Raw genomic sequence first — 15,522 nt, forward strand, 5'->3', positions numbered from 1 at the left:
CCATGCGCTGGGTGAAACGCATCCTGATCGGACTGCTGGGGCTGGTGGTCATCGTCATTCTGGCGATGGTGGGCGTGGTGGTGGCGCTGAATTCCGCCGGCGGGCGGGCCTTCGCGGTGCGCGAGATCAATAAATACGGCGCCGCTTATATCCAGATCGGCCAGCTGCGCGGGCATTTCCCGGCGGACATCAATATCACCAGCTTCGCGGTGAAGGACCCGAAGGGCATCTGGCTCTCCGGCCGGGATGTGACACTGAAATGGTCGCCCTTGCAGCTTTTGCGGCGCAATCTCGCCGTGCGGCTTTTGAGCGCGCAAAGCCTGGATGTTGCCCGCGCCCCCGCCTATCCAGCCAGCAAGCGCAAAAATTCCGGCAGCAGCCAGTTGCCCAGCTTGCGGCTCAACCTCGACCGGCTGGAGATTGCCGCGCTGCATGTGGCGCCATCGCTGGCCGGTGAGGATGTGACGCTGCATGTCACCGGGCAGACGCATCTGCGCGATCTCCAGCATGGCGACATTGCGCTGAACGCCACCACCGAAAGCGGCGATGCGGATTACGCCCTCACCGGCACGCTCGACCCGCGGAATGTGGCGATGAAGCTGCATGTGCAGGAGCCGCCGAACGGGCTGATCGGGCATTTTGCCGGTCCGCAAGTGCGGCTGCCGTTGAAATTCGACGTCATGCTGAACGGCCCGCGCGCCCATGCCGCGCTGCAGGCGGCGTTGGCGCTGGGCGATGCCCGGCTGAACGTCACCGGCACGCTGGGGTTGGACCAGACATCCCCGTTCGCGGATGTGGTGCTGAGCGTGCCCGCTTTGGCCCCGTTCGGCACGCTGGCCAGGCAGCCGATCAGCGGCCAGACCCAGCTGCATCTGGTGGTGGAGCCGACCGCGAAACAGGATGGCGCGACGCTGGCGCTGCAAGGCGATGTCGCGCTGAACCAATCCCCCGCCGGGCTGGATAAATTCCTTAATGGCGAGACGCATCTTTCGCTGCTCGCCAGCCTGCAGGGCCACAAGGTCACCATCGGCCAGCTCTTGCTGGATGCCCCGCACGCGCAGATCAACGGCCATGGGGTACTGGACAAGCAGCAGCTCGACCTGACCACAGATGCCAAGCTCAACGACCTCGCAACCCTGCTGCCACGGCTGCAGGGCGCGCTGCAGCTGCATAGCCATGTCACCGGCACCATGCAGGATTTCGCCACCAGGACCGCCATCGACGGCCAGATCAGCGTGCCGAACGTACCGAGCGGCCCGTTCCAGCTCACCCTCGCCGCCCAGCATCTGCCGAAAGCGCCGCAAGGGACTCTCACCGGCAGCGGCACGCTGGCCGGATCGCCCTTGAATATCGATGCCCGCTTCACCCGCCAGCAGGATGGCGCCGCCAGCCTGAACATCGCCAGGCTGGACTGGAAATCACTGGCCGCGCAGGGGGATCTGGCGCTGGCGGCCGGCGCCAAGCTGCCCACCGGCAGCGCGCATCTGGCACTGGGCCATCTCGCGGATTTCGATGCCTTCACCGGCATGAAACTGCATGGCGCGCTGCAGGCGGATTTCGCCGACCAGGGTCAGCAAACTGTCTCGTTGCAGGCCAGTGCCAAAAATATCTCCGGCGTGCCCTCGATCGGTGCCGCCAATGCCACGCTGGAGGCGCAAGGCACGCTGGATGCGCTGGCGGTGAAGCTGGATGCCAGCGTCGCCCGGCTGATGGGCTCAGCCGCCAAGCTCGCCCTCACCGGCACGCTGAACATTCCCGCGCAGAGCGCGCACCTGGCCAGCCTGACCGGCAATTGGCACGGGCTGAACGCGAAGCTCAACGGCCCCGCCGACATCGAAGCCAAGCCAGAGATGGCGGTGCGGCATCTGGACCTGTCCGTCGGCAAGGCCGCCATCGCGCTGGACGGCACCCTCTCCCCAACGCTGAACGCCAAGGCCAGCGTGAAAAATCTCGATCTGGCGCTGGCGAAATTGTTCGTACCCAGCGTGAATGCCGCCGGCATCGTCAATCTCACCGCCAATGTCACCGGCACGCCGAAGGCGCCCGCCGGGCAGGTGGCGCTGACTGCCACCGGCCTGCGCTATATCGACAAATCCACCGCTGGCCTGCCCGCCGCGAGCATTTCCGGCACCGCGACGCTGAAGGGCGACAGCGCCGATGTGAACATCAAGGCCCAGGCCGGGGCGGATGCGGCCATCACCGCGCGCGGCACCGCCCCGCTCTCAATGACCGGGCCGATGAAGCTGGCGCTGGAGGCGAAGCTCGATCTGGCGATGCTCAATCCGGCGCTGGCGAAGATGCACACCAAGCTCAGCGGCACGCTGAGCACCAGCGCCCAGCTCTCCGGCACGCCAAGGGCGCCCGCCGGGCAGATCAGCCTCACCGGCCGCAATCTGCGCGACGAGGCCGGCCCCACCGCCGCCCTGCCCGCCGCCAGCCTGGATGCCAAGGCCAATCTGCAAGGCCAGCGTGCCGCGCTTGATGTGGCGGTGAAGGCCGGACCGGATGTGAACCTCACCGCCCGCGGCACCGCCCCCTTCACCAGCACTGGCGCCATCAATCTGGCGGTGGCCGGACGGCTGGATTTGAAGCTGCTCGACCCGATCCTCGCCGCGAACGGCAATCTGGTGCGCGGACGGATCGACACCAATCTGCGGATCGCCGGCACCGCCAAGGCCCGCGCGCCAACGGCACGCTGCAACTGGCCGATGGCAGTGTGCAGAACATCGCCTCCGGGCTCAACCTCACCGCCATCACTGCCAACGTGAACGCCGCCGACAAGCTGATCACCCTGCAAAGCCTGTCCGCCACCGCCGGCCAGGGCAAGATCACCGGCCATGGCAGCATCAATCTCGGCGCGCCGAACCTGCCGGTGGATATTTCGCTGAATGCGGACCACGCCACGCCGATTTCCTCCGATCTGGTCAACGAGACGCTGAATGCCGCGCTGCGCCTGCAGGGCGATCTGAAGGGCAACGCCACGCTCGGCGGCACGGTCGATATTCTCAAGGCCAATATCAACCTGCCGAAATCGCTGCCGCCTTCGGTCGCCAATCTGCCGATCCATAATGGCAGCGCGCCGCCGCCCAAACCCAGCAGCGCCGCGCCCCCCGCCCCGCCGATCCGCCTTGCCCTGGATGTCCGTGCCAGGAACCAGATCTTCATTCGTGGCGACGGGCTGTTCGCGGAGCTGGGCGGCAATATCCATATCGGCGACACGGCGGATAATCCGCAGCCTTCCGGCGGCTTCAACCTGATCCGCGGCACCTTCTCGCTGACCGGCACGACGCTGCAATTCACCTCCGGCAAGATCGATTTCAACGGCGCCGGCTTCATCCCGGTGCTGGATCTTGAGGCGACGACGCCGACCAGCACCAACGGCACCGCGACCTTGGTGATCGGCGGTACGGCGGCGAAGCCGAAGATCACTTTGACCAGCTCGCCGCCAATGCCGTCTGACGAAATCCTCTCTCAAATCCTGTTCAAGCAGAGCGCCTCCAGCCTGTCGCCGTTCCAGGCAGCCTCGCTGGCGGTGGCGCTGGCCCAGCTCACCGGTGTCGGCGGGGGTTCAGCCCGATGGATTCGGTGCGCAACGCGCTGGGGCTGGACCAGCTTTCGGTGGGCTCCGACAGCGCCGGCAACCCCGCCGTGCAGGCCGGGCGCTACGTGGCGCCGGGGGTTTATGTGGGCGCCAGCCAGGCCACGTCCGGCGGCGGCACCTCGGCGAAAGTGCAGATCAATCTCTATAAGGGGCTGAAGCTGCAAACGACGACGGGGCAGGACAGCACGGGTAATAATGGCAGCTCGGTGGGGCTGACCTACCAGTTCAATTATTAGCCTCACCGCGCCGGGCCAGCACACCCTTCAGGGAGATGCCCCAGGAGGTGCCCAGGGGACGAGAGACAAAGCGGGCAAGCGCAATGCCGCGTGGGAGGCAATGCGAAGCCGCGTGCCCGGGATCTGCGAAAACACTCTCAACCCGGACCTGGACGCCAGCGCCAGCGCCGGCGCGGTGCCCTGCCCGTGGGCGAAGAAAATCACCGTATCGGGCGCTTGCGGCTGGGGATACCAAAGGATTTGCGAGCGCTGAAACCGCCCCGGCGCCAGGGCGACCACCGCGCCATCCGCCGCCACCCGCCCGAGCGTCGCCTGGCTCAACAGCTCAATCGCCCGGTTGGTCCGGGCCTGCATCGCCAGGCTGGGTGGTGAGAGGAAATCCCCCGGGAAGCGCAAATTTTGCGGATTTTGCATCCCCAAAGCCCGACAAAGGAGCAAAGCAGGATCGTCACAAAGGCACGTTTGGCCTGAACCGGCGTGGTGACGTGGCGCGCCTGCAAGCGGAGCGCGAACCCATGCCCGGCCACGGGCCATACCATCCCGAATACCAACGGAAACGGATAATAATTACAGAGCGTCCCAGCAAAGGGGCTGCTGGCCATCAGATTCAGGGCCAGCCAGGGCAGGCAGGATATGAAGCCGGCCACGATGGACGGGGCGCGCCAGCGTTCCGCCAGGATGACCGCCGCGATGATCGGCAGCACGAGATAGAGCCGGTAGATCAGCCAGAATGTGAGGCGCGTGGCGATTGTTACCAGACTCACAGGCGGAAAGACGCCATGGCCGAGATAAACATCATCCAGCGCCGCCGCGTTTGGGAAGATGGCGTGCTGAATGGCGAGAATAGAGGCGCTCCAGCCCAGTGCGGCCACCGCGTAACCGGCGAGCGGGCGCAGCCTTCCCCACGCTACCCCTGCATACGCAGCGCCCAGATGCCGCAGGCCAGCAGCAACCCAAGATGAATGCCGGCATCCTCGCGGGTGCTCAGGCAGAGCGCAAAAAAGCAGAGCGCCGACCCATGGCGCTCGCGCAGCAGGCAGGCAAGAAACGCGATACCGCTGGCCACGATGAGCAGTTCGAAATGCGGATTGCAGCTTGCGGCCAGTACCATCCCGTTGAACGCGAACAGGATCGCCAATCCGGCAGCAGACCAGCGCCGCATAGGCACACTGCGCAGCAGCGCGTATACCGCCAGGGCCATTCCCCGTGCACGCAACCGAGAAACAAGGAAAAGAACTGTTCGCGTGTGACCGGCAGCAGCCAGGAGATGCCCGAGGTGAGCCAGAACACCTGCGCCATATGGGTGGCGAGAAAACTCCCCCTCCCCACACTAAGGGCAATGCGAGGCCCAGCCATTATGCCACATGACCGAGGCGAGGATGCCGGCATCCCCCCACCAGGCGCCGTTAATATAAAAGCTGCGCAGACCCAGCGTGAAAAACGCATAAGTGGGGATAAGGACAACCGCGATCGGCAGCCCCCATCGCCGCAATGTCTCCGCCTTAGGTGCGCTCACGCGTCGCCGAGAAGGTCAGCTCCGGAAAATTCTCCTTCATCCGGTTCAGCTCCCAGGCATTGCGCACCATGTAGACCGGCGCGCCGTCGCGGTCCTCGCTCATCGCGCTCTTATTCACCTCGATGAAGAATTTCAGCCGGGCGCTGTCCTGCGAAAAAATCCATCGGGCGGTGTCGAAGGGCGCCGGGTCGAAGCCGATCGGCACGTTATATTCCTGTTCAATACGCGAGGAGAGCACGTCGAGCTGCAACATGCCGACGACGCCGACGATCCAGTCCGCCCCGGTCATCGGCCGGAACACCTGGGTGACGCCTTCTTCGGCCAGATCCTCCAGCGCCTTGCGCATCTGCTTGGCCTTCATCGGGTCGGCCAGGCGCACGCGGCGCAGGATTTCGGGGCGAAATCCGGGATGCCGGTGAAGCGCAGCTTCTCGCCCTCGGTCAGCGTATCGCCCACCCGCAGCGTGCCATGGTTAGGAATGCCGATAATGTCGCCCGGAAACGCCTCTTCCGCCAGCGAGCGGTCCTGGGCGAAGAAGAAGATCGGCGCCTGGATCGCCATCGGCTTGGCCGTCCGCGAATGGGTCAGCTTCATGCCGCGGGTGAATTTGCCGGAACAGATGCGCGTGAAGGCGATGCGGTCGCGGTGCTGCGGGTCCATGTTCGCCTGCACCTTGAACACGAAGCCGGTCACCGGCTTTTCCTCCGGCGCCACCTCGCGCACATCCGTAGCCCGGGGCTGCGGCGGCGGGGCGTTGGCGACCAGCCCTTCCAGCAGCTCACGCACCGCATAATCCTTCAAGGCCGAACCAAAATAAACCGGGGTCAGATGCCCTTCCTCGTAGGATTGCGCATCGAAGGCCGGATAGGCGGCGCGGATCAGCTCCACATCCTCATCCAGCTGCGCCTGCTGGTCGGCGGGGATGGTGAAGCTCTGCGCCGGCCCGTCCTCGCCCGGCTTCTTCGCGGAGACCAGCTGGTCATTGCCCAGATTATAGCAACCCCGGAACAGCCCGCCCGAGCCGATCGGCCAGACCATCGGGCAGATATCCAGTTGCAGCGTATCGGCGATCTCATCGAGCAGCGCGAACGGGTTCTGGCTCTCGCGGTCGATCTTGTTGATGAAGGTGGTGATCGGGATGTTGCGCAGCCGGCAGACCTCGAACAATTTCTTGGTCTGCAGCTCGATGCCCTTGGCGGCGTCGATCACCATCACCGCGCTGTCCACCGCCGTCAGCGTCCGGTAGGTATCCTCGGAGAAATCCTCATGGCCTGGCGTGTCCAGCAGGTTGAACACCGCCCCGCCGAACTCGAAGGTCATCACCGAGGAGGTCACGGAAATACCGCGCTGGCGCTCGATCTTCATCCAGTCCGAGCGGGTCTGGCGGCGGTCCTGGCGCGCCTTCACCATCCCCGCCTCGCGGATCGCGCCGCCGAACAGCAGCAGCTTCTCGGTCAGCGTTGTCTTGCCCGCATCCGGGTGGGAGATGATCGCGAAGGTGCGGCGCGGCGGGATGCCGGAGATGCTCTCGCTCTGGGGAAGGGGCTGGTCCATCGCGGCGATCTAGCAAGGTTTCGCGCCGAAACCAACCGCGCCCGGCGCTACCAGGGTACGATCTTGCCGCGATAATCCAGGAATTCGTGCCCGCCGCTGCCGGCGCGTGATTCCAGCACATCCGCCATGCCCTTGGCCGAGGTCTCGACATCCAGCGGCGCGGTCTCGCCGCCCATATCCGTGCGCACCCAGCCCGGATGCAGATTGACGATGGTGAGATATTCATGCGCGGCGGCGAAGGCGCGGCTGAGCCGGTTCAGCATCGCCTTGCTGGCGGCATAAAGCGGGCTGGCATCGTTGGCGTTGAGCTCCAAACTGCCCAGCGCCGAGGACATGAAAGCCAGCACCCCGGTCTCGGGCTTCAGCAGCAGCGCCAGACGCTCCGCCAGGCGCAGCGGCGCGATGGCATTGGTCATCATCAGATGCGTGATTTCCTCGGCGGTGACCTCGTCCAGCCCCTTGTCGCGCGGGCCGTAAATGCCGGCATTCAACACCACGAGGTCGAACACATGGCCCTTCATCCGCGCCAGAAACGCATCGGCCATATTCGGGTTATTGATGTCCAGCGTATCCAGCGTGAGTTGCTGGTAATATTCCTCCAGCCCGGCGCCGTGAATCGCGGTGCGCACCGTGGCGGTGACATGATAGCCCCGGCGCAGAAACTCCTTGGTCAATCCAAGCCCCAACCCCGCGAGGCGCCGACGATGAGCACCTGCTTTCTTTCCGGCTTCGCGGCCATCGCCACTCCTTGCGTTTTGCGTCCGCCATAGAAAAGGCCCCGAACGCCGGGCGGCACAAGAGGCGCATGCGAATAGGAGCTTGGCAAAACATGATTTCCTCGTTAGCGTCAGCGCCCATGACGAAACCACTCACCCGCGCGATGACCATCGTAGCCGCCAATATTATTGGCGGCGTGCGTATGCGCGCGCGGGCGCGGCAAGGTTAGCGGGCTTCCCAACCCCGACCGTCCCCAACCCCGCCCACACGCAAGGCGGGGTTTTTTCTGGAAAACGCCCTGCCTCCCAACCCAAGAGGAGCTTTTCCATGTCGCCCCTGGCCTGGCTGCCGTTTCTGTCCCTCTGTGCCGCTGCGCTCGGCTTTGCCGCGGCCAATGCGCGGGCGCGCATGCTGGCGCGCCGGCCGGCCGAGCCGCCGCCGCGCGGCTTTCGCCCGGTGGTGATTGAAGGCGGCAAGGCGCAGATTCCGGCCTGTGCCGAGGAGGCCATGCCATGATCAGCATCCGCCCCGCCCGCGCGGATGATGCCGTCGCGCTCAACCGCATCTATAACCAGCCCAGCGTGCGCCGCTTTACCTGCGCCCTGCCCTTCACCAGCCTGGCGCGGACGCAAGCCGTGCTGGCGGATGAAACGGCGACGCATGCCCGGCTCGTCGCCTGCGGGGCGGATGGGCAGGTGCTGGGCGAAGCCAGCCTGCGCCGCGAAGCCAACCCAAGGCGGGCTTATGCGGCGACGCTGGGGATCATGGTGGACGAGACCGCGCAGCGCCAGGGCATCGGTAGCGCCTTGCTGGCGGCGCTGCTGGATCTCGCGGATCACTGGCTAAATCTGCACAAGATCGAGCTGACGGTATTCGCCAACAACGAGGCCGCGATCGCGCTTTATAAGCGCTTCGGCTTCGTCACCGAGGCGGTTCTGCGCCATGAGGCGATGCAGGAGGGCGTGCTGCGCGACGCGCTGGCGATGGGGCGGTTGCGCCAGGGCCTGCCGCGCGATGCCAGCTTGGCCCCGCCGCGGCCGCCCCAGGCGCCGCGCGTCCCCTTCAGCCTGCGCGCGCCGCACGCGGATGACCTGCCGGGCCTGGCCGCCTTGTGCAGCCTGCCGGGCATCTGCTTTGGCACCACCGGCCGGCCCTTCATGACGCCGCAGGATGTGGCGCATCTCGCCGCGCCGGAGAGCAGGGCGCATGCCATCCTCGCTCTGTCCGGCGAGGTGGTGGCGGGGCTGGCGGTACTGACACCGGGACGCGGGCGCCATCTGCATGCCGGCACGGTGGAGTCGCTGCTGGTGCATGATGCCTATCAGGGCCAGGGCATCGGGCGCGCCTTGCTCTCGGCGGTGCTGGAGCTGGCGGATTGCTGGCTGGGCCTCAGCCGGGTGGCGCTGGCGGTGCTGGCGGACCAGGACCATGCGATCCGGCTTTACGAATCCTTCGGCTTCGAGGTGGAAGGGCGTTTCGCCGCGGATATTTTCCGGGGCGGCGCCTATGCCGACTCGCTGGCCATGGCGCGGCTTCGATGACGCCTTATATTGAGGGCTGAAAGGAGTGCCCGCATGAGCACCGCGCATTACAAAATCGTCCCGCACGATGGCGGCTTCGCCTACACGCTGGATGGCAGCTTTTCCGAAAGCTTCAAGACCCATGAGGCGGCGTTGAAAGCCGCCCGCCGCGCCGCGCAGGAGCAGCGTGTGCCCGGCGAGACCCGGCTGATCCAGTATCAGAGCGAGGATGGCGCCTGGCACACCGAGGAAGCCCTGGGCATCGACCGCCCGCAGACGGATGTGAAGGGCTGATCAGGCGGCGCGGCGCACCGGAACGGGGAGCGAAGCGCCGTCCCCCACACGGGAAATGCGCAACCGCGCCGGGTTGTAACGGCGCGGCGCCCTGAAGCTGAAACCGGCGCGGCCGATGCCGATGCCGGCTTGTTCGAGGTCCGGCCGATGGTCGCAGGCCAGCACCGTGCCCAGCCTGGTTCGCCCGGCATAGATCTCCAGCGTCTGCGGCCAGAGCGGTGAGGCGATATCCTGCGCCCAGCCGGAGACCATGCGCCCATCGGCAATGTCGATACAGCCACGCAGCGCCCCGAAGCCCGGCGGCGGCGGCAGAAACGGGCGCAGCGCGGCGGCCAGGCGGGGGCCGGCGAGGAAGCGCGGGGCGCACAGGCTGAGCGCGGACGGCGCCTGCCAGCCCGGATGGGCCGCCAGAAACGCCGCGCCATTGTCGAACTGCGCGCGCAGGTCCGGCCCGTCGGCAAAGCTCTCGGCCCAGACGCTTTCCGCCAGCAGGCAATCATGAGTCTCGAATTCCGGCAGGACATACTCAACCGCCTCTGCCGGCTCCGGCTGGGTGATGGTGACGCCGTTGACCAGCGCCTCCGCCAGCACCAGCACCCCGCCCAACAGCAGGGAATGGCCCGGGGAGACGAACAGATCGCGCCGCGGCAGGCCCATGCCGAGCGCGCCCTTCTGGATACAAACCGGCCAGCGCCCGCGCTGGCCGCGCAGCGCCTCCGGCCCGAAACGCTGGTGGCCGATCCAGCGAATCGGCTGGCATCCGCCAAAGCGCGTCGGCAGCACATCGCCAATGCGCAGCGACGCGACATCGCGCTCGCCCTCCACGGTCTGGATCATGGTCCCGCGCCGGTAGCAGATGACGATCTCGGCACCGCCTGCGGTCTGGCTGAGCGTCACCGGCCCGGCCTGATCGAAACCGGCCAGGGCGATGGTTTCCGTCCCGCTGGCCCCGCTCAGCACCAGCCCGGTCCCGGCGACGAGGCTGGCGGTGCTGGCACTCACCCCGTCCAGGCGCAGGATATCCCCCGCGCCGAACCCGGCGAGGGTCTGGCCGCCGGCAAGCTCGGCCACCGCCCCGGCCAGCATCCAGCCCGTGCCGGCGAAGGAGATCTCGGAAAAGCCGGAAAAGCTTGCCCCCATATCCAATGTGCCATGGCTGCCGGAGAGCAGCAGCGTGCCGCCGCCGCTCACGGCCGTCACCCTCCCCTCGAACACGCCGCCGAGGGCGACGGTGAGGCTGGGGCTGGCTTCGCTGATATAGGCGGCGAAGCTGCCGGCGAGCGTGCCGGCATTGGTGAATGCCCCCCGGCCAGGTCCAGCGCCACCGGCGCGCCCTCGACCAGCCCGCCATTGGTGAAGCTGCCCCCCTGCATCGCCAGCGCCGCATGGCCGAGGATGGTGCCGATATTCTGCACGCTGCCCCCGCCCATCCAGAGCCCGATAAAGGCGCCGCCGCCGCCCGAGAGCAGCCCCTGATTGAGTACCGTGCCGGTATAGAGCGCCACCCCCGCCCCAGCCCTTCGCCCCAGCCATAGCGCGTCCCGGCCCCGCCCTGGATGTTGCCCGCATTCACCAGCAGGGCATCGTTCAACAGCACCACACCGTTGCCGCCGGTCTGCGTCCCGCTGCCGCCGGAGATCGAACCGCGATTGACCAAGGTGGCGCCGGCCAGCATCGCCGCGGCCCCACCATAGAAGCCGCCGCCGCCACCGCCCAGCAGCGTGCCATCATTGCTGACAACCAGCCCCGCCCCGCCGGACAGGCCAACGCCGCCGAACCCGGCAGAGGCGCCCGCCCCGCCGGCAATCACGCCGCCATTCACCAATGTGCCGGCGCCGAGCACCATGCCGGCTCCCGCCGTACCTTGCCGCAAGGCCGAACCGGACGGCGCGCTGGCGCCCTCAATCAGCCCGGTATTCTGGACCTGCCCCGCCGCCAGCGCCACCGCGGCACCGGCGGTGAAGCCATAGCCGCTCGCCGGGAAGGCCAGCGCGATGCTCCCGCCGCCCAGCATGGTGCCGCTATTATTCAGCCGCACCAGACCCGCCCCGGCATAGGCCGCATCGAACCCCGCAATGACCCCCGCATTGCCGAGATAGGCGCCGGCGCTCAAAATCACCCCGTCATGCCCGGCGTCGATGCTCGTGGCTTGGACCTCGCCCTGATTGACCAGGCTGGCGCCGCTGCCCAGCACCAGCCCGGCCAGCCCGCCTTGCACCACCCCGCCTGCCTGATTTTCCAACAGCCCGCTCGCACCCAGCACCATCCCCGCCAACCCGCCGGAAATGCTGCCCGCATTGCTGACCACACCGGCCCCGCCGAGGCTGACACCATAGGCGCCACCGATGATCGTCCCGGTCGCGTCGTTCTCCAGCGCGCCGCTGGCCATGCGCACGCCGATCCGCTGCAAGCCAACCCCGCCCGCAACGCCCCCTTCGATAAGCCCCTGGCTGACCAGGATCCCGCCCGCAGCCAGCACCACCCCTTCCAGATTGCCGGACAGCGTCCCACCCAGAGCATTATCAATGGTGCCGGCCCCGGCCAGTTCGAGCCCCACCCGACAGCCGCGCCGCTGGCCAGCGTCAGCTCCGCGACCAGCGTGGCGCTGGTCGCGATGGTCCAGTTCGAGGATTGATCGCCATAAAGCGCGCTGACCAGCGCCGGGCTGTCTGTTGCCGCCTGGCCGGCCAAGGTGAGGGAAAGTCCGCTCGCCAGGCTCAACGAGGCGGGGGTTGCCGTTCCCAGCAAGATCGGGCCGCCTTGCGTCAAGCCGGACATCAAACGCTTCTCCGCGCGATTATTCCGGATTCAGACTTAAAACGACAAGTTAATCAAATCAACGAAAATCAAACCTCAGGTTGCGCCACGACCTGTTCCTCATCGATCACCACAGACGCTTCGCGCCGCGCCTTCGCCTCGCGGGCCAGCTTGCGATAGCTGCGCAGCGAAAACGGCAGCATGATGATATAGGCCAGCCCAGCCAGCGCCCCGGCAATGAAGGGGTCGGCGAAGATCAAAGCCGCGAAGACCACCACCCCCAACAGCAGCGGCAGGATGCCGGCGGTGGGGATCTTGAAATTCTTGAAACTCCAGACCGGCAAAGTGGAGACGCATAGCACCGCCACCATGGCCAGCACCGCGCCGGTGAAAAGCGGGTAGCTCACCACATCCTGCAGCCAGAACTGGTCATGCTCATTCGCCGCCAGACCGATGAAGAGCGGAAACAGAGCGAGCCCCGCGCCAGCCGGAGCCGGCACGCCGGTGAAGAAATTATAGGCGAAGGCGGCCTTGGGCGCGGAATCCAGCGCCGCGTTGAAGCGCGCCAGACGCAGCGCCATGGCGGCGGCAAACATCAAAGGCGGCAGAAAGCCGATCGCCCCCAGGGCTGCAGCGACCACATATAAAGCAGCAGCGCCGGGGCGATGCCAAAGCAGAGAAAATCCGCCAGGCTGTCGAACTCGGCGCCGAAGCGCGAGGTCGCCTTCAGCATCCGCGCCAGCCGCCCATCCAGCCCGTCGATCACGCCCGAGACCGCGATGGCCAGCACGGCGGCGCCGAAGCGCCCCTCCAGCCCCAGCCGGATCGAGGACAGCCCGACGCAGAGCCCCAGCAGCGTCATCAGATTGGGCAGCATCCGGTTGAAACTCTGCCCGGAAAAACGCTGCCGGCGCGGCAGCCGACGCGGCCGCATCACGGGAAGGTGCTGAGCACGGGCGGCAGTTCGGCGATCACCGTCTCACCGCCGAGCATGCGCTGGCCGACCGCGACCAGCGGCAGGCAGCCTTCCGGCAGATAGAGATCGGTGCGCGAGCCGAAGCGGATGATGCCGAAACGCTGGCCGGCGAGCAGCGCCTGGCCCTCGGTCACTTCGCAGAGAATCCGCCGCGCGATCAGCCCGGCGATCTGCACCACCACCACCTCGCGCCCATCGACGGTGCGCAGCAGCATCGAGTTACGCTCATTATCGTCGCTCGCCTTGTCCTCGGCGGCGGAGAGGAACAGGCCGGGATGATAGGCGATTTTCTGCACCGTGCCGGCGATCGGGGCGCGGTTCACATGCACATCCAGCACCGAGAGGAAGATGGCGACGCGGGTGCGCGGCACCGGCGGCAAGCCGAGCTCCGCCGGCGGGATCGCCTGTTCGATGCTCACCACCAGGCCGTCGGCGGGGGCGACGAACACGTTGGGGCGCGGCGGCAGCACGCGCTCCGGGTCGCGGAAGAAATACAGACAGAACAGGGTGAAAAGCAGCCCGATCCAGGCCAGCGGGTGCCAGACCACCAGCCCGATCAGGGCGACCACGATGCCGCCGATGATGAACGGATAGCCGGCCTTGTGCGGCGGGCTCATCACCGATTTGATCGTCTCAGCAATATTCATGCAACTCTGCCTTTATTCAGTGCGCCTGAGTCTGCGGCAGGGCGAAGGCCTGGCCGGGGAAAATCAGGTTGGGGTCGTGGATCTGCCCCGCATTGGCGGAATAGATCAACGTATACAAGGTGCCTTTCCCATAAACCCGGCGCGCGATCATCCAGAGATTATCGCCGGGGGCGATCAGCACATGGCCGTCCTGCAGCGCCTTGGTCAAAGCTTCCGGCGCGAAAGGCGCGGTCACCGGTGGGAGCGCCTGGCCATCCGGGCCGGTCGCGTTCAGCGTGACCATGCCAGGCGCCGTCGGCACCGATGCCTGCAGGTGCCAATGGCCGGAGGCATCCGCCTTGGCGGTGCCGAGATCCTTGCCGCCGACATTCACCGTGACCTGCGCCCCGGCCGGAGCGGTGCCGCTGAATATGGCATGGCCCTGCGCGTCGTAATCCACCGCCCCCATGCCGAGCTGGCCGGGCTGCGGCCCCTGGCCGGTGACAACCTTGCTGCCATCCGGCCCGGAGACCACGGCCAGCGCCGGCTGGCCATTGCCGGGCAGATTGATCGAGGCGCTTTGCTGGCCCTGCACCACCTGCCCGCCGGGCAGCGCCTCGGACAATGTGATCTCATGCGAACCGGGGGCAGCGGGCTGGCCGGGATCAGCACGAAGGCGCCTTGCGCATCCGCGGTGGCGGTGCCCAGCACCTTGTCGCCATCCTTGACGGTAACGGTGGCCCCCGGCACGGCGCGCCCGGCCATCACCGCATTGCCCTGCGGGTCGACGCGGACGATGTCGAAGCTCGGCACGGCGAGGCCGGCGGCCGCCTGCGGCGTCGCCGGAGCGCTGGGTGCTACCGGCACGGCCGGGGCCGGCGCGCCGTGGCGGCCGTGATGCAGATAGAAGAGCAGCGCCGCATCCCCAGCGCCAGGATGACCAGCACGAGAAGGATGATCAGACGCAGAGGGGTGCGCTTGCGCACCGGGGTCTCAAGAGTGTCGTTGCTTGCCATGGCCGCTTCAGCCTGCCACGAACGGGGCAGAACTGGAAGCGAGGCAGAGTGAGATGGCTAGTTTTTCCGTCACCGTATTTTGCGGCTCCAACCCGGGGTGGATCCGGCCTATGCGGCGGCGGCCACATCCTTGGGTGAAGGGCTGGGCAAGCGCGGCATGCGCCTGGTGTTCGGCGGCGGCAATGTCGGGCTGATGGGCATCACCGCCGGCGCGACCTTGGGCGCTGGCGGCGAGGTGACCGGCATCATCCCGGATTTCCTGCGCCAGCGCGAGGTCGAGTTCCAGGGCCTGACCGAGCTGATCGTCACCGATTCGATGCATACCCGCAAGCGCCGTTTGTTTGCGCTGGGCGATGTGTTCGTAGTGATGCCCGGCGGGCTGGGCACCTATGACGAGACCTTCGAGATCCTGACCTGGAAGCAGCTCAGCCAGCACGCCAAGCCGATCATTCTGGTGAATATTCTCGGCTGGGCCGACCCGTTCATCGCGATGATCGACGAGACGATCAAGCGCGGCTTCGCCAGGCCGGAGGTGCGCGATCTGTTTGAGGTACAGCCGGACGTGCCGGCCCTGCTGGCACGGCTGGAAGAGCTGCGCGGCTAGAGCATCAAGCTTTTGTTTTAGCGAGCAATTTCGTGTGTTTACCTTGACGCTGGCGCGTCAACCTCAACACATATTGCTCTAAACCAAATCCCATCACGTTGAGCC

The 15,522-nt window shown here is 66.7% G+C and carries 18 protein-coding genes and 4 pseudogenes; 10 read left to right on the plus strand and 12 right to left on the minus strand.

Annotated elements, in window-relative coordinates; translation table 11 throughout:
* Window positions 1-2: 2 nt before the first annotated feature.
* A complete protein-coding gene (locus GT370_RS07995; protein WP_270184188.1) occupies window positions 3-2,768 on the plus strand; it encodes a translocation/assembly module TamB domain-containing protein in 2,766 nt (921 codons plus the stop codon).
* Window positions 2,765-3,837 (plus strand): annotated as a pseudogene (locus tag GT370_RS08000) (translocation/assembly module TamB domain-containing protein). The gene GT370_RS07995 and the pseudogene GT370_RS08000 overlap by 4 nt, the downstream one beginning before the upstream one ends.
* Window positions 3,838-3,864: 27 nt before the next feature.
* Here GT370_RS08000 and GT370_RS08010 read toward each other — a convergent pair.
* From GT370_RS08010 to GT370_RS08035, 6 genes and pseudogenes are all read right to left on the minus strand, one after another.
* Complete coding sequence (locus GT370_RS08010; RefSeq protein ID WP_270184190.1) at window positions 3,865-4,158, minus strand: hypothetical protein; 294 nt, start codon at window positions 4,156-4,158, stop codon at window positions 3,865-3,867.
* Window positions 4,155-4,709: a hypothetical protein gene (locus tag GT370_RS08015; protein WP_270184191.1), complete on the minus strand. Its 555-nt coding sequence runs from the start codon at window positions 4,707-4,709 to the stop codon at window positions 4,155-4,157. Before GT370_RS08015 ends, GT370_RS08010 begins: the two co-directional genes overlap by 4 nt.
* A 35-nt stretch (window positions 4,710-4,744) precedes the next feature.
* Complete coding sequence (locus GT370_RS08020; RefSeq protein WP_270184192.1) at window positions 4,745-5,038, minus strand: hypothetical protein; 294 nt, start codon at window positions 5,036-5,038, stop codon at window positions 4,745-4,747.
* A gap of 129 nt (window positions 5,039-5,167) precedes the next feature.
* On the minus strand, window positions 5,168-5,353 hold the full coding sequence (locus GT370_RS08025) for a hypothetical protein (protein WP_270184193.1): 186 nt from the start codon (window positions 5,351-5,353) through the stop codon (window positions 5,168-5,170).
* Window positions 5,340-6,907 (minus strand): annotated as a pseudogene (locus GT370_RS08030) (peptide chain release factor 3). The gene GT370_RS08025 and the pseudogene GT370_RS08030 overlap by 14 nt, the downstream one beginning before the upstream one ends.
* Window positions 6,908-6,954: 47 nt before the next feature.
* A complete protein-coding gene (locus tag GT370_RS08035) occupies window positions 6,955-7,776 on the minus strand; it encodes an SDR family oxidoreductase (RefSeq protein WP_270184194.1) in 822 nt (273 codons plus the stop codon).
* Between the two features lie 175 nt (window positions 7,777-7,951).
* Between GT370_RS08035 and GT370_RS08040 the strand changes: the two genes are divergently transcribed.
* Genes GT370_RS08040 through GT370_RS08050 form a run of 3 tightly spaced genes read left to right on the plus strand, consistent with a single transcriptional unit; the run spans window position 7,952 to window position 9,438 of the window.
* Complete coding sequence (locus GT370_RS08040; RefSeq protein ID WP_008492308.1) at window positions 7,952-8,140, plus strand: hypothetical protein; 189 nt, start codon at window positions 7,952-7,954, stop codon at window positions 8,138-8,140.
* Window positions 8,137-9,165 carry a GNAT family N-acetyltransferase gene (locus GT370_RS08045; protein ID WP_270184195.1) on the plus strand — a complete coding sequence of 343 codons (1,029 nt, stop codon included), beginning with the start codon at window positions 8,137-8,139 and terminating at the stop codon, window positions 9,163-9,165. The genes GT370_RS08040 and GT370_RS08045 overlap by 4 nt, the downstream gene beginning before the upstream one ends.
* 33 nt (window positions 9,166-9,198) lie before the next feature.
* Window positions 9,199-9,438, plus strand: coding sequence for a DUF2188 domain-containing protein (locus GT370_RS08050; RefSeq protein WP_008492304.1), 240 nt, complete (start codon window positions 9,199-9,201; stop codon window positions 9,436-9,438).
* Here the strand turns inward: GT370_RS08050 and GT370_RS08055 are convergent, their stop codons facing one another.
* Window positions 9,439-10,638 (minus strand): Hint domain-containing protein, encoded by a 1,200-nt coding sequence (locus GT370_RS08055; protein WP_270184196.1) that lies wholly within the window; start codon window positions 10,636-10,638, stop codon window positions 9,439-9,441.
* Window positions 10,635-10,943, minus strand: a complete 309-nt coding sequence (locus tag GT370_RS08060; RefSeq protein WP_270184197.1) for a hypothetical protein — start codon at window positions 10,941-10,943, stop codon at window positions 10,635-10,637. The genes GT370_RS08055 and GT370_RS08060 overlap by 4 nt, the downstream gene beginning before the upstream one ends.
* Window positions 10,944-10,994: 51 nt before the next feature.
* On the opposite strand from GT370_RS08060, the gene GT370_RS08065 reads away from it, so the two are divergent.
* The 3 genes from GT370_RS08065 to GT370_RS08075 all read left to right on the plus strand — a co-directional run bounded on the left by GT370_RS08065 (window position 10,995) and on the right by GT370_RS08075 (window position 12,073).
* Window positions 10,995-11,132, plus strand: a complete 138-nt coding sequence (locus GT370_RS08065; protein ID WP_270184198.1) for a hypothetical protein — start codon at window positions 10,995-10,997, stop codon at window positions 11,130-11,132.
* Window positions 11,133-11,168: 36 nt separating this feature from the next.
* Window positions 11,169-11,408 (plus strand): hypothetical protein, encoded by a 240-nt coding sequence (locus GT370_RS08070; protein WP_270184199.1) that lies wholly within the window; start codon window positions 11,169-11,171, stop codon window positions 11,406-11,408.
* Window positions 11,409-11,587: 179 nt separating this feature from the next.
* The gene (locus GT370_RS08075) at window positions 11,588-12,073 is read left to right on the plus strand and encodes a hypothetical protein (RefSeq protein ID WP_270184200.1); all 486 of its coding nucleotides are present in this window, start codon (window positions 11,588-11,590) and stop codon (window positions 12,071-12,073) included.
* A gap of 211 nt (window positions 12,074-12,284) precedes the next feature.
* Here the strand turns inward: GT370_RS08075 and GT370_RS08080 are convergent.
* From GT370_RS08080 to GT370_RS21350, 3 genes and pseudogenes are all read right to left on the minus strand, one after another.
* A pseudogene (locus GT370_RS08080) lies at window positions 12,285-13,129 on the minus strand (CDP-alcohol phosphatidyltransferase family protein).
* The gene (locus GT370_RS08085; RefSeq protein ID WP_008492299.1) at window positions 13,129-13,818 is read right to left on the minus strand and encodes a phosphatidylserine decarboxylase; all 690 of its coding nucleotides are present in this window, start codon (window positions 13,816-13,818) and stop codon (window positions 13,129-13,131) included. The pseudogene GT370_RS08080 and the gene GT370_RS08085 overlap by 1 nt, the downstream one beginning before the upstream one ends.
* A gap of 369 nt (window positions 13,819-14,187) precedes the next feature.
* A complete protein-coding gene (locus GT370_RS21350; RefSeq protein ID WP_442865537.1) occupies window positions 14,188-14,547 on the minus strand; it encodes a hypothetical protein in 360 nt (119 codons plus the stop codon).
* Here GT370_RS21350 and GT370_RS08095 point away from each other — a divergent pair.
* Complete coding sequence (locus tag GT370_RS08095; protein ID WP_270184202.1) at window positions 14,432-14,695, plus strand: hypothetical protein; 264 nt, start codon at window positions 14,432-14,434, stop codon at window positions 14,693-14,695. The two genes, GT370_RS21350 and GT370_RS08095, sit on opposite strands and share 116 nt — an antisense overlap.
* On the opposite strand, the gene GT370_RS21355 is transcribed toward GT370_RS08095, so the two are convergent.
* Window positions 14,655-14,813, minus strand: coding sequence for a hypothetical protein (locus GT370_RS21355; protein ID WP_442865507.1), 159 nt, complete (start codon window positions 14,811-14,813; stop codon window positions 14,655-14,657). The two genes, GT370_RS08095 and GT370_RS21355, sit on opposite strands and share 41 nt — an antisense overlap.
* 53 nt (window positions 14,814-14,866) lie before the next feature.
* On the opposite strand from GT370_RS21355, the pseudogene GT370_RS08100 reads away from it, so the two are divergent.
* Window positions 14,867-15,417 (plus strand): annotated as a pseudogene (locus GT370_RS08100) (TIGR00730 family Rossman fold protein).
* The last annotated feature ends 105 nt before the right edge of the window (window positions 15,418-15,522 follow it).

The sequence above is a fragment of the Acidocella sp. MX-AZ03 genome, from assembly GCF_027626035.1.
GTDB classification, from domain to species: domain Bacteria; phylum Pseudomonadota; class Alphaproteobacteria; order Acetobacterales; family Acetobacteraceae; genus Acidocella; species Acidocella facilis.

Bases quoted from the DNA above. Each gene is read 5' to 3' on its own strand.
- GT370_RS07995 (WP_270184188.1), top strand. From the start codon at position 3: ATGCGCTGGGTGAAACGCATCCTGATCGGACTGCTGGGGCTGGTGGTC.
- GT370_RS08020 (WP_270184192.1), bottom strand. From the start codon at position 5,038: ATGGCCCTGGCGGTATACGCGCTGCTGCGCAGTGTGCCTATGCGGCGC.
- GT370_RS08040 (WP_008492308.1), top strand. From the start codon at position 7,952: ATGTCGCCCCTGGCCTGGCTGCCGTTTCTGTCCCTCTGTGCCGCTGCG.
- GT370_RS08045 (WP_270184195.1), top strand. From the start codon at position 8,137: ATGATCAGCATCCGCCCCGCCCGCGCGGATGATGCCGTCGCGCTCAAC.
- GT370_RS08050 (WP_008492304.1), top strand. From the start codon at position 9,199: ATGAGCACCGCGCATTACAAAATCGTCCCGCACGATGGCGGCTTCGCC.
- GT370_RS08065 (WP_270184198.1), top strand. From the start codon at position 10,995: ATGTTGCCCGCATTCACCAGCAGGGCATCGTTCAACAGCACCACACCG.
- GT370_RS08085 (WP_008492299.1), bottom strand. From the start codon at position 13,818: ATGAATATTGCTGAGACGATCAAATCGGTGATGAGCCCGCCGCACAAG.
- GT370_RS08095 (WP_270184202.1), top strand. From the start codon at position 14,432: ATGCGAACCGGGGGCAGCGGGCTGGCCGGGATCAGCACGAAGGCGCCT.
- GT370_RS21355 (WP_442865507.1), bottom strand. From the start codon at position 14,813: ATGGCAAGCAACGACACTCTTGAGACCCCGGTGCGCAAGCGCACCCCT.